Source organism: Agriterribacter sp. (genome assembly GCF_035497235.1).
In the GTDB taxonomy this organism is placed as follows: domain Bacteria; phylum Bacteroidota; class Bacteroidia; order Chitinophagales; family Chitinophagaceae; genus Agriterribacter.
Map to the genome: position 1 here is coordinate 33,391 of NZ_DATJEB010000032.1, position 15,762 is coordinate 49,152.

Consider the following 15,762-nt stretch of genomic DNA (forward strand, 5'->3'; position numbering starts at 1 on the left):
TTACCCGGTTGTCAAAAGTGTAATTGCATTACGGCTATTAACTGTTTGCCGTAGCATAGGGCGTTTGTTTGCTTCTTTTTGCCGTCATGGTTTTGGCCCTTTTTTCCCGGCCAATGAAATAGGAGGGAGAGTATCTTGAAAACAGCGTGTCTTTTATTTTTGATAACAGGTTCATGCTCCGGAATTCCACTATCTTGCTTAATTGGTGTGACAGGCAAACAGTAAACTCATTGGTGGACAACGACAAAGCTGCCTGGTTAATATTAATGGTATATCTGCCCAAAAAGCTAAGCTCAGATTCCATGGGATGATCTATTAACTCTTCTTTTCTTAATTTAATACCGCATCCGTAAAGCTCTTTATACAAATTGAATACTAAGTGTTTTAAAATTTTATCCGCGTCAGTAATTGTCATATTCCGGCAGGTAACACCTGCTAAGGTTAAAAGTTACAGAATGTACATTCTTTTAGTTAAAAGCATAAGTAAGGGGCTGTCTCAAAAGGGCTGGTATAGAAGATATGCCGCTAAGCCCCTAAGAAACATAGCGCTGATCTTCAGGTTTTATTTTCTTCGTGCCTTAGAGACTTTGTGGCAAAATATTACTTTTTAGACAGCCCCTTCTGATTTCTTTAATAAGAGGAAGACTTATTTCTATCTTCTTTTTGCCGGGCTTCGTTTACTTTAATAACCCGTCCGTCAAGAGATGCGCCATTCAGTTCACGGATAGCTTTTTCCGCGGCACTGTTTTCAGGCATATCTACAAAGGCAAAACCTCTGCTCCTGTTGGTAATTTTATCCATGATGATGTTTACGGAATTTACTTCGCCGTATTGTGAAAATTGTTTTACTAAGTCTGCATCCACTACGGCAAAACTTAGATTTGAAACATAAATGTTCATTTCTTTAAATTATTTTAAGAATAAAAATGATCTGAGAAAAAAGCAGCGGTAAAAAAGATGGCTAACCAATAGCAGGAATCATTCACTTACAAAATGCTGATAAACTCAAATTGTTATCCTTACGAATATACACTTAAATATTGGTTATGCTGCTAATTTTTAAAAATACGGGTTACCCGTTGTGCCGCTATTCCAAATCAGGAATGCGTTTCCGCTTCCTTTTCCATCATCAGGTAGGCTTTGATAAAGCCATCTAATTCACCGTCCATTACGGGCTGTACATTGCCTACTTCATACTCTGTGCGGTGGTCTTTGATCATTTTGTATGGATGAAATACATAAGAACGTATCTGGCTGCCCCATTCAATCTTTTTCTTGTTGGCGTTTGAAGCGTTTTTCATTTCTTCCCGTTTGCGTATTTCTTCTTCATACAAACGGCTCTTCAGCATTTTTAACGCTTTCTCCCTGTTCTCTCCCTGGGTGCGGCTCTGCTGGCATTCTACAATAATGCCGGACGGCGTATGTTTTAATCGTACAGCGGTTTCTACCTTGTTTACATTTTGACCGCCCTTGCCTCCGCTGCGGTAAAATTCCCACTCCAGGTCTGCGGCACTTACCGCTATGTCAATGGAGTCGTCTACCAGCGGATATACAAAAATGGAGGCAAAGGAAGTATGGCGCCGGGCATTGCTGTCGAATGGTGAAATGCGTACCAGCCGGTGCACACCGCTTTCCGATTTAAGAAATCCATAGGCAAAGGGTCCGTCAAATTGCAAAGTGGCAGATTTTATGCCGGCCCCATCGCCTTCCTGCCAGTCTAACTCACTAACGCTCCAGCCTTGTTTCTCGCCGTACATACGGTACATGCGGGCCAACATTTCAGCCCAGTCCTGGCTTTCCGTTCCGCCTGCGCCGCTATTGATTTGCAGCACAGCGGGTAATTCATCTTCGGGCTGGTTAAGTGTACTTTTAAATTCCGCTTCTTCAATACGGTGATGGGCAAATTCGTACGCAGCTTTTACTTCATCTTCCGTTCCTTCTCCTTCTTTCCAAAAATCGAACAACACGGCAAAGTCTTCTACTGCCGTATGTACATCTTCATACAACTTTACCCAATATTCGTTGAGCTTAGTATCTTTAAGAATTTGTGTGGCCCGGGCATTGTCGTCCCAAAAACCGGAGGAAAGCGTAAGTTGCTTATCGTTTATTATTTTGTCGCGCCTGTTAGCAACGTCAAAGAAACCTCCCCAACACGCCAACGGCTTGTCTCATATCTTTTATGTGCTCCTGTGTCATAGCTGGCAAAAATAAGGGTTATTTGAGATTTGAAATTTAAAATTTGAGATGCAATACAGTTTAATTAATGCGGTTGGTACCCAACGCAAGGAGGGTTAAACCGCACATTAAAATTAAAAATGCATTCACCTGCAGCAATCCTTTTTCACAAATAATCCTTTTAAAAAATGCAGGAAGGAAAATATGATTTTTTTTGTTGTCATTGTTTCTTTTATCCGGTAAATACTAAAGTGCTGGATGCAAAGTTACGAATGAAGTAAAGAAATTTGCATTAACGGTTGAAAAGAAGGTTTCTGTTTTATCAAGGCAACCGGGTATTGGCGCTCCCCGTAACCGGAAGCAGCAAAATATCAGGCATACTGTTTTGTATAAAAGAGTGTCATTGATTTATCGTATTAATAGCAGAAAAAAAGAAATTGAATTATTGCAATTCTGGAATACGTATCGAAATCCCCTGAAATTAAAAGCGAAATGACAATAGTACTCCGTCCCGCAAACTAAAGCCTCCTTATTTTCTTTCAACGTCCGCTAACGCATCATACAATATTTCCACCGGGTGCAATGCTTTTCTTGAAGCGCCGTCTTTGATCTGGTGCCGGCAACTGGTACCTGGCGCGGCAATAATTACATCGGCCGCCTGTTTGCGAACGGCGGGCAATAATACCAGCTCCCCAATTTGCATGGAAAGATCATAATGCTCTTTCTCATAGCCAAAGGAGCCTGCCATACCGCAGCATCCCGAAGGAATAATTTGTACAGCATAATTTTGCGGAAGTGATAATATTTTTACCGATGGCGCAGTAGAAGACAATGCCTTTTGATGGCAATGACCATGCAAAACAATTTTCTTTTGTTCCTTTGTAAACATTCCGCCGGTAATATTACCCGCATCTGCCTCACGGCTTAAAAACTCTTCTATGGTAAAAACATTTGCCGACAAACGTTTTGTTTCTTCCAGCATAGCATCATCCGCCAGGTCAATATACTCATCTCTGAAAGTAAGTATGGCGGAGGGTTCAATACCTATGAGCGGGGTTTGTTCATTTATTAACGGCGATAAAAGCCTGACATTCTTTTCCGCTATCGTTTTCGCCTTTCGTAACAATCCCTTGGAAAGCCATGACCTTCCGCTTTCTATATGTTCGGGAATAATCACTTCATAGCCCAATTGTTCCAGCAGCAAAATCGCTTTAATGCCGGTTTCCGTATCGTTATAATTGGTAAACTCATCGCAAAACAGGTACACTTTCCGGGCATAATGCTTTGCAGCCTGTTGCCTGTGCCTTTTATACCAACGCCTTAATGTTATTTTGTACATTTCAGGCATCGAGCGCCCGGGGGCAAACCCCGCTATGCGTTTTACCAGCCCCGCGGTTAGCTTACCGGTCATTACCAGGTTGTATAACCCGGGCAGCATAGCGCCAGCTTTTGACAATGCGGTAAAATTACCAATAAGGCGGCTCCGCAAGGGTACCCCGTTAGCGTCAAAATACTGCTGTAAAAATTCCGCTTTTAGTTTGGCTACATCCACGTTGGAGGGGCATTCTGATTTGCAGCCTTTGCAGCTCAGGCACAAATCCATTACTTCATAAATTTCTTTATGATCAAAGCGATTTATTTTATCTGAATGCGTAAGGAACTCTCTTAAAATATTCGCTCTTGCTCTTGTAGTGTCTTTTTCATTTTTTGTTGCCATGTATGAAGGGCACATTGTTCCTCCCGACAAATGGGTTTTGCGGCAATCGCCCGACCCGTTGCATTGTTCGGCATGCTGCAATACATCCTGGTTGGGATAACGGAAAATGGTTTTAAAAGCAGGCATTTGCCGGCCGGGTTCATAGCGCAGCATGGTATTCATGGCCGGCGTATCAACAATTTTATTGGGGTTAAAAATATTATTGGGGTCCCAGGCCTTCTTTATGGCTTTGAGCAGTTCATAATTTTTTTCACCTATCATTTGCCGGATAAATTCTCCTCTTAACCTGCCATCGCCATGCTCGCCGCTTAATGAGCCTTTGTATTTTTTTACCAGTGTGGCTATTTCTTCTGCAATAGTCCGGAAAAGGAGATTCCCTTCTTTTGTTTTTAGATTGATAATGGGCCGTAAATGTATTTCGCCGCTGCCGGCATGCGCATAATGCACAGAATACAAATTGTACTTCTTAAGAATGTCATTAAACTCCCGGATATATGCCGGCAGGTCATTTACATCAACCGCCGTATCTTCAATTACCGGCACAGCCTTATCATCGCCGGGCAAATTGCTTAACAGGCCCAGTCCGGCTTTCCGTAACGTCCATATTTTCTTGGTGTCTTCTCCAAACAATAAAGGAAAGTAATAGCCAAGTCCTGCCGCTCTCATTTCCGCTTCCGCCTGTTGGGCCACGGCAGTAATTTCCGCTCTTGTGTTTCGTGTAAACTCTATTACCAGTATAGCGCCCGGATCGCCCTGTACAAAAAAGCGATTCTTACTTTGTTCAATATTATCTTTCGTACATTCCAGTATATAGTGATCTATCAATTCACTGGCAGAAGGCTTGTATTTTAGTCCTATAAGATTTGCCCTGAGCGATTCATCTATCGTATTAAAATGTACGCATAACAATCCTGCTTCCTTTGGCAACGGAACCACATTCAGTTTTATTTCCGTAATAAAGGCCAGCGTGCCCTCTGAGCCTGCAATGAGTTTGCAAAAATTAAAATCGGCTTCTCCCGCGGTAAACGGCGCCGTATCCAGCAGCATATCCACGGCATATCCCGTATTTCTTCTCTCCACTGTTTTTTTAGGAAATTCCTTCCGTATCTCTTCCTGTGTGTTGTAATTGCTCAACAAACCGCGTATGCTTCGGTAAATCTTTCCTTCCAAATCCGGCGCTTCACATTTGGCATGAAACGCATCTATATCCATCGCCTTAAATACCGCTTCCGAGCCATCGCTCAGCAACGCTTTTATTTCCAGTAAATGCTCGCGGGTGCTGCGATACACTATAGAATTTGACCCGCAGGAGTTATTGCCTACCATACCGCCAATCATTGCCCTGTTGGCGGTAGACGTTTCCGGACCGAAGAATAAACCATGTGGCTTAAGAAAAAGATTCAGCTCATCGCGTATAACGCCGGGCTGTACCCGAACCCAGTGTTCTTCTGCGTTCAATTCAAGTACCCGGGTGAAGTATTTTGATACGTCCACTACGATGCCATTGCCTACCACCTGCCCTGCAAGTGAAGTGCCGGCTGTTCGGGGTATCAGCGCCGTTTTTTGCGCATGAGCAAAAGCGATCAGCTTTTTTATATCCGCTACGGAGCGGGGCATGGCAACGGCCAAGGGCATTTCGCGGTAAGCCGAAGCATCGGTTGCGTATAAGGTTCTTATTGTTTTGTCGCTATACAATTCGCCTTCCAGGGTTGAGGAAAGCTGCGCTAATTGAGTTGTCATCATTGCTTAAAATGTGGAAATTACACCGTTTAAGGGTATTTATTTTTTTACGGGTCGTTTTCTTCTTTACTGTTTGCCCGCGAAATTAGTTTTTTTTAGAAAGCCGGCCATGAATGCCCACACACTATACCGGTAAATGTTGCTGCATGCTTGTATATATTTTATCGCCATTTAATATGCTATATACTTTGCTGTTTTATCTTTGTAAAAAGACAGAGGATGAAAAAGTCAGATAAAATACTTGTTGCGGTAGCCGTTGGTTTTTTAGCCGGATTGGCTGTATATGCCGCGCGCCGCTATAGAGAAAGGAGCATGCTTAACCAGGTTTCAGATGAAGGATATGAAACCGCGCACGATATTCTTTTCCCCAACAGGAACCAGATAGGAAAGAAATTGCATTATGGACCTGTGTTACCAGAGTAAACAGGCATTAGGTGCCAGGTATCAGGTGAAGACTACTAACGATAAGATATGTACTTCTTCTCCTGTATTGCTCATAGCTGAGGGCTGAATGCTGACAGCCTTTCCCCTCTTTATTTTTCTTCATACGCCATATTGTGTACGCTGGCTACCGCGCGTCCCGAGGGATCATTGAGGTTCTGGAAAGATTTATCCCAGGCCAGCGCTTCCGGCGTACTGCAGGCAACCGAGGGTACCGAAGGCACGCAAGCCGCCGCAGCATCAGAAGGAAAGTGCTCATTGAATATAGAACGGTAATGATATTCTTCTTTCGACATGGGAGGGTTGATAGGAAAGCGGTACCTGGCATTGGCTAATTGCTCATCTGTTACTTTAAGGTTGGCAACGGTTTTGAGCGTATCAATCCAGCTATAGCCCACACCATCAGAAAATTGTTCTTTCTGACGCCACGCAATACTTTCGGGCAGGTAATCTTCAAAAGCCTTACGCAGTATCCACTTTTCCATTTTGCCGTCTTTGGCCATTTTGTCAGCAGGGTTTAACCGCATAGCCACATCCATGAACTCCTTATCTAAAAACGGTACACGGCCTTCAATTCCCCAGGCAGCCAGTGATTTATTGGCCCGCAGGCAATCGTATAAGTGCAGCTTGCTTAATTTCCGTACGGTTTCTTCGTGAAACGCTTCCGGATTGGGCGCTTTGTGAAAATACAGGTAACCCCCAAACAGCTCATCGGAACCTTCACCTGAAAGTACCATTTTTATACCCATAGATTTAATGATCCTTGCCATCAGGTACATAGGTGTGGAAGCACGGATGGTAGTAACATCATAAGTTTCCAGGTGATAGATCACATCTCTTATAGCATCCAATCCTTCCTGTATGGTAAAATGAATTTCGTGATGTACGGTACCAATATGTTCTGCCGCCTTTTGCGCCGCAGCCAGATCGGGCGAACCTTTAAGTCCTACAGCAAAGGAATGCAACTGCGGATACCAGGCAGCCTGTGTATCGCCGGATTCTACTCTTTTGGCCGCGAATTTTTTTGTTACTGCCGCTATAATAGAAGAATCGAGCCCACCCGATAACAAAACGCCATAAGGAACATCGCTCATCAACTGGCGGTGTACGGCGTCTTCAAGCGCTTTACGCAAAACAGCTATATCAGAAACATTGTCTTTTACATTTTCATATTGCTCCCATTCGCGTTTGTACCAGCGTTTCAGTTCGTAGCCGCCATCTTTGCTATGCAAATAATGGCCGGGTAAAAATTCTTTAATAGTATTACAAACACCTTCCAGCGCCTTCAGTTCAGATGCCACATAAAAATTGCCCCATTCATCCCAGCCCATATAAAAAGGAATAATGCCGATGTGATCCCGGGCGATAAAATAAGAGCCGTCCTTTTTATCGTATAAGGCAAAGGCAAAGATGCCGTTCAGGTCTTCCAGGAAATGAATACCTTTTTCCTGGTATAAAGCCAGGATCACTTCACAATCCGACTGGGTTAAAAATTCATAATTGGGTAATGATTTCCGTATCTCCCGGTGATTATATATTTCTCCGTTTACCGCAAGCACTAAGGTTTTATCTTTTGTATATAATGGCTGCCTGCCCGATTGCGGATCTACAATGGCCAAACGCTCGTGTGCAATAACAATATGATCATCGCTGTATATACCCGACCAGTCCGGCCCGCGATGCCGGATCTTTTTTGACATATTAAGTATCTGGGGACGAAGCGATTCCGTACCCGTTTTGCAATCAAATACGCCAACTATGCCACACATAAAAATGCTATTTATTTCTTTGGTTAAAAAATTTCGTCAAAAATACACAATTGCTTGCGATATATAAAAACATATTTTCATTTTGATGAAAAATATTCAAAGAATATGGCGATTATTATGAAAATTTTTAAAATACAAGCATGTATGATACTTCTTCTGAATGGGTGGGAATGCTTTTGTGCGTAATTTTAATTCCACTAAATCAAAACGCAATTGAATCGTATTGACCGGCTCATGGGTATTTTAACCATGCTGCAATCTAAAAGATATATGCCAGCGGAACGTATTGCTGAAAAGTTTTCTATAAGCATCCGCACAGTATACCGGGATGTTAAGGCGCTTGCGGAAATTGGGGTGCCGGTAAGTTTCGAAACCGGACGGGGTTATTTCATTGTGCAGGGCTACTTTTTACCGCCCGTATCCTTTACTAACGAAGAAGCCAACGCGCTGATACTGATGGAGCGTATTGCTGCCCGTTTTTCCGACCAATCTATTCAAAAACACTACGAAACGGCATTAAATAAGGTCAGATCTGTATTGCGCGGAAGCCAGAAAGAAAAGCTGGAGCAACTGCAATCGCAGATAAAAATTGTAACCTGCGCATTTGGCGGAAATAATTTTGCATATTTATCTGAAATCCAGCATGCCATTGCAACACAAACCATGCTTAACATAGAATACCAGAACCTGAGGGATGAGGTAAGTTCCCGGGCGACAGAACCTATAGGTCTTGTATTTTATGCTTTTAACTGGCACATGATCGCCTGGTGCTGGTGGCGCAATGACTACCGCGACTTCAGGGTTTCGCGCATCTTAAAATTATCTTCTGCCGGAACCGCATTCCGGAAAAAAGACCATACCGACCTGAATGAATACATGAAACTATTACCCGTTAATTACTGATCATACCTTTTGAATAACAATTAAAACATACATTATATGAAAGCATTGGTTTTACAAGAGCCGGGAGGAAGCCAAAACCTGGTTTTGAAAGAACTGCCTATCCCTGCAATTACAGATGAAGCGGTATTGATAGCAGTAAAATCGCTGAGCATAAACCCTGTAGATGTAAAAACCCGCTCCGGCAAGGCGCTGTACAACGCGTTAAAAGAGGATAAGCCTTTGATACTGGGTTGGGATATTTCGGGAGTGGTTGCGGAAGCAGGCAATGGCGTTACCGCATTTAAAAAGGGAGATGAAGTATTTGGCATGGTTAACTTTCCGGGTCACGGTAAAGCCTATGCGGAGTATGCGGCCGCCCCTGCCGCTCATCTTACCATAAAACCCTCCAATATTTCGCATAATGAAGCTGCCGCGGCATCGCTTGCCGCTTTAACGGCATGGCAGGCTATGAAAGCATTTACTACTATTCAAAGGGGGCAGAAAGTATTGGTTCATGCCGCCGGGGGAGGCGTAGGACATTATGCCGTACAAATGGCCAAATATTTTGGCGCATGGGTTGCAGGAACAGCTTCGGCAGCAAACAGGGATTTTGTATTGAACATTGGGGCCGATGAACATATTGACTATAATGCCGCGCCATTGAATGAACAGGTATCGGATATTGATTTTGTGCTGGATACGCTGGGTGGAGAAAGCATTGACCGCTCTTTGGAAGTGATGAAAAAAGGCGCTACCATCGTTAGTATTCCTTCCGGACTAAATGAAGCAGTTACAGTGAAGGCCGGCGCTAAGGGAATGCAGGGCTATTCCTTTATGGTTAAATCCGCTGGAAGCGATATGAAAGCTATAGCCAGCCTGCTGCAGCAAGGCATCATACAATCGCACGTCTCGCATATTTTTTCTTTTGTTGATATGGCGAAAGCCCACGCGCAAATAGAAACAGGAAGAACAAGAGGAAAGGTAGTAGTAACTATGCCGTAAAATAACTTAAACACAACCGGCAAATTATGCCCTCCTTACCTTAACCGTTAGCATTTTGGCCGGGTTAACTGTAAATACCTGTTTTATTTCAGCTTCTGTAAACCCTTCTTTCCGCAACAAGGGCAGCAAAGCGGTAAAAACGGTATCATAAGGTCTGAATATACCGCCGCCGCGTTCGCCAACATGATACCAGCCCGCATCGTGCGAAATGAGCGCTTTGTGCAACAATCTTTCAGCTTTCATGTCTTTTAAAAATTGCACATACTGCTGTACCGTATTATCATGCAGCCCGTCAAAAGAAACCCAGCCTCCTGCTTTCGCCATCTGAATATGCATTTCCCTGCTACTTTCGTTTTGCGCATGGATCCACACCCAGGCATCAGCACTAACACCCGCAGCTTTAATGATGTTCAATTCTTCTATCGCCGCCGCCCCATTGCCGGTATGCACTCCAAAACTAAGCCCTGTTGACAAATGTGTTAATGCAGCGGCTTCAATGAGCTTTTGCTGTACAGCAGATAACGGGTAGGCATCAATGCCGGTTTTGATAAATCCGGGTTTAACAGACGTGCCCTCAATGCCTGTTTCCCATTCGCTTATCCATCGGGCTGCCAGTTGTTTCGCCGAACTGGCGTAAGCGTGCTTTGGCAAAAATTTTTCTTTTGCCGCTCCGTAATAACCGGTATTCGAAATAATATGCAGCCCGCTGGCTCTGGATAATCTTTGCAGTAAGGCAACATTTCTGCCTAAATAATCAGGCGTACATTCTACCAGCGTTGTACAGCCATTTTGTACTGCCTCCCGCAAAATGGGTAGGGCTGTATGGTACACTTCATCCGCATCATAACGGGAGGTAGTTACCTTATCTGCTCCTGTAAAATCTACCAGTATATGTTCGTGCGATAAGGTAAAGCCCGCGTGTGCGGAAGGAATATGCCCGTTTACCGTCATTATATAATCTTCACCGCCGGTTGGCAGCATTATGCTGCGCAATGGCAGCACATAAGGTGTACATAATAAAATACCCGAACGGATGAAATCTTTACGATGCATATATTAGTTTGAAATTGGAGATGTAAGATTTGATATAGTTCCGCTTTCCTTTTTTAAAATTACTTACCTTCCTTCACTATATGCCAACATTTGCCGACAAAGTAATTGCATTTAACAAATCACTCCGTTTCACAGCCAAACTGCCTGCCGGTATTCGTGTAATGAACCCTTTTAAAGAAAACAAGAATAGTTTAATGGTATCATCGGCATTTTATAAAAAATACTATAACGATAACAATCCCCGGCATATCATACTGGGCATTAACCCCGGCAGGTTTGGGGCAGGCCTAACAGGCGTTCCTTTCACCGATCCTAAAAGGCTGGCAGAAAAGTGCGCGATAGCATATCCCGGGCCACCGGCCCATGAGCCTTCCTCTGTATTTATATACCATATGATTGAGGCTTATGGCGGAACAGAAAAGTTTTTCGGAAAATTCTATATCAATTCCATATGTCCCCTGGGCTTTACCATAAAAAACAGCCTGGGCAAAGAAGTGAATTATAATTTTTATGACAATAAGGCATTAACGGATGCCGCGCATAACTTTATTATCCGAAGCATCAAACAACACATTGCACTGGGGATACATACCGATATATGCTTTTGCCTGGGCAGTGGCAAAAATGAGAAGATATTAAACAGGCTAAATGAAACGCATGGCTTCTTTAAAAAAATAATAGCGCTCGAACACCCCCGGTTCGTAATGCAGTATAAATCAAAATATATGCAGGATTACATTGATAAATATCTCAATGCTTTCAGCCTGCTAGAATAATGCATAGTTCAAAACGGGTGCATTTCAAACCGCTTTTTCAGTGCGGTCTGACCCTCCTTTCATTGGGTGCCCACCACGGGTTCCACAAGCTATATGAGAAATATCTCATACCTCTTTTCATCTTTGCCCTCTTACCTTCATAAAAAGACACAGCTATGTGATGCTATATTTTTTACCTTTGCTGATAACTTGTATTATATGCGTATTATACTACGATCTCCACAATTTTAGTAGCTTCCATATTGGCATTACGCATGGCGATGCTTCTAACGGCATTACCGGCAAACCCCATAAAAGCTTTCCGGGTAACTTCATCATCACTCACCATTAACGGTATGCCCATATCGCCACCTTCCCTTATTCCCTGCACCAATGGTATTTGTCCTAAAAAAGGCACATCAAATTCTTCAGCTAATCTTTTGCCGCCGTCTTTTCCAAAAATATAATATTTATTTTCAGGCAATTCGGCAGGGGTAAACCAGCTCATATTCTCCACCAGTCCTATGATGGGCACTTTAATCTGCGCTTGTCCAAACATGGCAATCGCTTTTTTGGCATCCGCCAGGGCTACAGGCTGGGGAGTGGTTACCACTACAGCGCCTGTTACCGGCACCGTTTGTACCAGCGTTAAATGAATATCGCCGGTACCGGGGGGCATATCAATTACAAGGTAATCCAGCGCTCCCCATTGCACGTCTGTTACAAACTGGCGGATAGCGCTGCTTGCCATAGGCCCGCGCCATACTATAGCCTGCTTTTCGTCTACCAGCGAGCCAATGCTCATTAATTTTATACCAAATTTCTCTAAGGGAATAATAATACCTTTCTCTCCTTCTTTTTTCATGAGGGGTCTTTCGCCCCGTACACCAAACATCATAGGTACGCTGGGACCGTAAATATCGGCATCCATCAGCCCTACCGAAGCGCCGCCTTCCGCCAATGCCAAAGCAAGATTGGCCGCAACCGTTGATTTACCTACTCCTCCTTTACCGCTTACCACGGCAATAATATTCTTTACACCCGGTAAAATATGCTTATTATCTTTTCTGTTGCTGTTGGTATTAGCGGTAAACTTTATATTTACCTGTGCGTTTTTATTGACCAGCAGGTGCACCGCATTAATGCACGCGTTTTTAATCATATCTTTTAAAGGGCATGCCGGCGTGGTAAGTACAATGGTAAAAGACACGTCATCCCCTTCTACTACAACGTCTTTCACCATGTTAAGGGTTACAAGATCCCTGCCCAGATCTGGCTCAATTACGTTCCCCAACGCTTTTAAAATATCACTTTCTTTCATGAACCGAACTTTTTGTTAAAAAAAATATTACCCGGCAAAGTTAACCCCATAAATGCTTACTTTGGTTTTTTCCTGTGTTCGGATTAAATTACAGGACTGGATGCGGGAGTTATGATTTTGAGGTATTATTGCAGTTCATTTAAACAGCTTGATGAAATATTTTTTACGATATTTATTTTTCTCATTCTTATTAGCTCCTTTTGCGGCAAAAGCACAGTTTGAATCATTGAAAGATTCCGTTGTTCAGTTGTATGGTATAGTAATGACACATGACAGCTTAAAGGGCATACCGGGAGTAACCGTAATGGTAAAAGGCCAAAACAGGGGTACCATTACAAACGATCAGGGTGTTTTTTCAATAGTGGTATTAAAAGGAGATGAAGTTCAGTTTACGCACGTATCCTACAGAACAGAAACAGACAGGATTCCCACCAACTTAGAAGGGAACCAGTTCAATATGGTTAAATTAATGGCCCAGGATACCATTTACCTGCCTACCGCTATAATAAAAGCGCGTCCTACCCGTGAACAATTTGAGCGTGATTTTGTTAATAATGATGTTCCGGATGATGGTATAGAAATTGCCCGGCAAAATACCAGCGAAGCCAAACGAAGAGTACTGGCACGGTCTTTACCCCGCGATGGCGGAGAAGCCACTAATTATGCTTTAAGTAAAAATGCGCAGGGCTATTATTACAACGGACAAGCCCCTCCTATGAATATATTCAACCCCTTTGCCTGGAGTGAGTTTGTGAAAGCCTGGAAAAGAGGCGATTTCAAAAAAAAATACTGAGCAACCGCGTTGGTGAATAGTCAGTGGTGAGTAGTGGTGAGAAGAGAGAGCCGTGAGAGGTGGGAGCCCGCTGATGACTCCTGGCTGATCGCCCCTTTCATAACATACGATCATGATAAAAAATATTGCCGTAATTGGCGCAGGTACAATGGGCAACGGTATCGCTCATGTATTTGCCCAATATCATTTTAATGTAACCCTCATAGACACCAATGAAGCCGCGCTGGGAAAAGCCGTTCAAACAATTTCACAAAACTCGGACCGGCAGGTGAGCAAAGGAATGATTACGCAGGCTACAAAAGAAAGGATATTATCAACTCTGCATACCACTACAGTAATGGAAGCAGGCGTGGCCAACGCCGGCCTGGTAATAGAAGCCGCAACAGAAAACAAAGCGGTTAAACTAAAAATATTTACACAGTTAGATGAGTTAGCGCCTCCCGCGGCCATTTTGGCCAGTAATACTTCATCCATATCCATAACAGCCATTGCTGCCGCAACAAAACGCCCCGAAAAGGTAATAGGCATGCACTTCATGAATCCCGTGCCGGTAATGAAATTAGTGGAAGTCATTAACGGGTATGCTACAGCGCAGGAAGTAACGAACGAAGTGGTGGCTATCAGCACGCAACTGCAAAAAATTCCATGTATCGTTAACGATTATCCCGGCTTTATTGCCAACCGCATTTTGATGCCCATGATTAATGAAGCCGTGTACAGCTTATATGAAAGAGTAGCAGGAGTGGAGGAAATTGACACCGTAATGAAGCTGGGCATGGCGCATCCTATGGGGCCGCTGCAACTGGCAGATTTTATTGGATTAGATGTTTGCCTGAGCATATTAAAAGTTTTACAGGAAGGATTCGGTAACCCCAAATATGCACCCTGCCCCCTGTTGGTGAATATGGTTGCCGCCGGTAAGCTGGGCGTAAAAAGCGGGGAAGGATTTTACAGGTATACACCCGGCAGTAAAGACTTGATACCGGCTTTATGAAAATGCCTGCCCGACTGAATAGGCGGGTGGAAATTTGAAAATGAAGGCTGTTTACTAACAATAAACTATAACCACAGAGAAGAGAGTGAGAGGTGAAAGAAGAAATATTCAACCTAACCCGTACCTGCTCACCTGAATCTAATACCTGATTGCCTCAAACCCTTAAACCTTCCTTTGCGTTCTTTCCTCCTTTGCGTGCTCTGCCTGCCCGTCTGTTCAGGCGGGCGTGAAACAATCTGAAGTGGAATAAACCACAAACCCTAAACCACATATTTCATTTGCATTTTTGGGTTTTTGCGCATTGCAATGTATATTGAAGCATGATGTTCGCTATTTCTAAGCTGGTAATTGTATTATTGAGCCCCATATTATGGATTGTTATTGTTTTTGTATGGGGATGGCTCAGTAAAAAAGCAACCCGGAAAAAAAGATGTTATATTGCCGGCACTATTATGCTCCTGTTCTTTACCAATCCTTTTATCATCAGTCAGCTCATCCTTGTTTATCAACCTAAAAAAGCAACATTCGCTGCAGTCCAAAATTATAGCACCGGTATTTTATTGGGCGGCTTTGCGGGCAGGAATAAAACAGATCAACAAACCTATTTCAGTGAGCAAAGCGATAGATTTATACAAGCCGCACTATTGTATAAAACAGGCCATATAAAAAAAATAATTGTAGCGGCAGGCGATGGCTCCGTTTTTAACCGGGGCGATTTCAGGGAAGGCGATTTTGTGCAGGAACAACTTATTGCCATGGGCATACCTGCTGCAGACATTGCAGTAGACAGGGATTCCCGAAATACTGCCGAAAACGCCGCCAATGCCAAAAAGATTATTGATTCACTGCATCTTCCCCCGCCCTACCTGCTGGTTACTTCAGCCATGCATATGCCCCGCGCCCAAAAAACCTTTATTAAAGCGGGCATAGAAGTAATTCCTTACCCGGCTGCTTTTTTTGTAAGGCCCCCGGATAGCGTTGTGCCAACCGATTATATACTCCCATCGGCCAACGCGCTTAGAAACTGGGACATGTATTTAAGGGAAGTTACAGGCAGCCTGATGTATTGGATAACCGGAAGAGGATAACAATCCGGGGCTAATCCTGCATCCGCAAGTTT

At 43.5% G+C, this 15,762-nt stretch carries 14 protein-coding genes; 7 read left to right on the plus strand and 7 right to left on the minus strand.

Annotation, left to right across the window (positions count from 1 at the left end; all coding sequences use genetic code 11):
- Nucleotides 1-37: 37 nt before the first annotated feature.
- From VL121_RS08975 to VL121_RS08990, 4 genes are all read right to left on the minus strand, one after another.
- Nucleotides 38-415, minus strand: coding sequence for a hypothetical protein (locus VL121_RS08975; protein WP_325404362.1), 378 nt, complete (start codon nucleotides 413-415; stop codon nucleotides 38-40).
- Nucleotides 416-630: 215 nt separating this feature from the next.
- Nucleotides 631-900 (minus strand): RNA recognition motif domain-containing protein, encoded by a 270-nt coding sequence (locus tag VL121_RS08980; protein ID WP_325404364.1) that lies wholly within the window; start codon nucleotides 898-900, stop codon nucleotides 631-633.
- 197 nt (nucleotides 901-1,097) lie between these two features.
- Nucleotides 1,098-2,196 (minus strand): peptide chain release factor 2 gene (prfB, locus tag VL121_RS08985; RefSeq protein WP_414635409.1). Its coding sequence is split into 2 segments (ribosomal slippage): nucleotides 1,098-2,147 and nucleotides 2,149-2,196, totalling 1,098 coding nucleotides; the frame shifts between segments, so codons are not numbered across the junction.
- 508 nt (nucleotides 2,197-2,704) lie between these two features.
- The gene (locus tag VL121_RS08990; protein ID WP_325404368.1) at nucleotides 2,705-5,635 is read right to left on the minus strand and encodes an FAD-binding and (Fe-S)-binding domain-containing protein; all 2,931 of its coding nucleotides are present in this window, start codon (nucleotides 5,633-5,635) and stop codon (nucleotides 2,705-2,707) included.
- Nucleotides 5,636-5,851: 216 nt separating this feature from the next.
- On the opposite strand from VL121_RS08990, the gene VL121_RS08995 reads away from it, so the two are divergent.
- Entirely contained in the window at nucleotides 5,852-6,055 is a 204-nt protein-coding gene (locus VL121_RS08995; protein WP_325404370.1) for a hypothetical protein, read from the plus strand.
- A 110-nt stretch (nucleotides 6,056-6,165) separates the two neighbouring features.
- Here VL121_RS08995 and asnB read toward each other — a convergent pair whose 3' ends face one another.
- Nucleotides 6,166-7,842 carry an asparagine synthase B gene (gene asnB / locus VL121_RS09000; RefSeq protein WP_325404372.1) on the minus strand — a complete coding sequence of 559 codons (1,677 nt, stop codon included), beginning with the start codon at nucleotides 7,840-7,842 and terminating at the stop codon, nucleotides 6,166-6,168.
- A gap of 213 nt (nucleotides 7,843-8,055) precedes the next feature.
- On the opposite strand from asnB, the gene VL121_RS09005 reads away from it, so the two are divergent.
- Together VL121_RS09005 and VL121_RS09010 are read left to right on the plus strand one after the other, a co-directional pair.
- Nucleotides 8,056-8,745 carry a helix-turn-helix transcriptional regulator gene (locus VL121_RS09005; RefSeq protein WP_325404374.1) on the plus strand — a complete coding sequence of 230 codons (690 nt, stop codon included), beginning with the start codon at nucleotides 8,056-8,058 and terminating at the stop codon, nucleotides 8,743-8,745.
- Nucleotides 8,746-8,781: 36 nt separating this feature from the next.
- Complete coding sequence (locus tag VL121_RS09010) at nucleotides 8,782-9,726, plus strand: NADP-dependent oxidoreductase (RefSeq protein WP_325404376.1); 945 nt, start codon at nucleotides 8,782-8,784, stop codon at nucleotides 9,724-9,726.
- 24 nt (nucleotides 9,727-9,750) lie between these two features.
- Here VL121_RS09010 and VL121_RS09015 read toward each other — a convergent pair whose 3' ends face one another.
- Nucleotides 9,751-10,779, minus strand: a complete 1,029-nt coding sequence (locus tag VL121_RS09015; RefSeq protein WP_325404378.1) for a phosphotriesterase family protein — start codon at nucleotides 10,777-10,779, stop codon at nucleotides 9,751-9,753.
- A gap of 80 nt (nucleotides 10,780-10,859) precedes the next feature.
- Between VL121_RS09015 and VL121_RS09020 the strand changes: the two genes are divergently transcribed.
- Nucleotides 10,860-11,555 (plus strand): uracil-DNA glycosylase family protein, encoded by a 696-nt coding sequence (locus tag VL121_RS09020; protein ID WP_325404380.1) that lies wholly within the window; start codon nucleotides 10,860-10,862, stop codon nucleotides 11,553-11,555.
- A gap of 205 nt (nucleotides 11,556-11,760) precedes the next feature.
- Here VL121_RS09020 and VL121_RS09025 read toward each other — a convergent pair whose 3' ends face one another.
- Nucleotides 11,761-12,855, minus strand: coding sequence for an Mrp/NBP35 family ATP-binding protein (locus VL121_RS09025; RefSeq protein ID WP_325404382.1), 1,095 nt, complete (start codon nucleotides 12,853-12,855; stop codon nucleotides 11,761-11,763).
- A gap of 151 nt (nucleotides 12,856-13,006) precedes the next feature.
- On the opposite strand from VL121_RS09025, the gene VL121_RS09030 reads away from it, so the two are divergent.
- The 3 genes from VL121_RS09030 (at nucleotide 13,007) to VL121_RS09040 (ending at nucleotide 15,730) form a co-directional block, all read left to right on the plus strand.
- Nucleotides 13,007-13,648: a carboxypeptidase-like regulatory domain-containing protein gene (locus VL121_RS09030; RefSeq protein WP_325404385.1), complete on the plus strand. Its 642-nt coding sequence runs from the start codon at nucleotides 13,007-13,009 to the stop codon at nucleotides 13,646-13,648.
- Between the two features lie 112 nt (nucleotides 13,649-13,760).
- Complete coding sequence (locus VL121_RS09035; RefSeq protein WP_325404387.1) at nucleotides 13,761-14,642, plus strand: 3-hydroxyacyl-CoA dehydrogenase NAD-binding domain-containing protein; 882 nt, start codon at nucleotides 13,761-13,763, stop codon at nucleotides 14,640-14,642.
- 320 nt (nucleotides 14,643-14,962) lie between these two features.
- Nucleotides 14,963-15,730 carry a YdcF family protein gene (locus tag VL121_RS09040; RefSeq protein ID WP_325404389.1) on the plus strand — a complete coding sequence of 256 codons (768 nt, stop codon included), beginning with the start codon at nucleotides 14,963-14,965 and terminating at the stop codon, nucleotides 15,728-15,730.
- The last annotated feature ends 32 nt before the right edge of the window (nucleotides 15,731-15,762 follow it).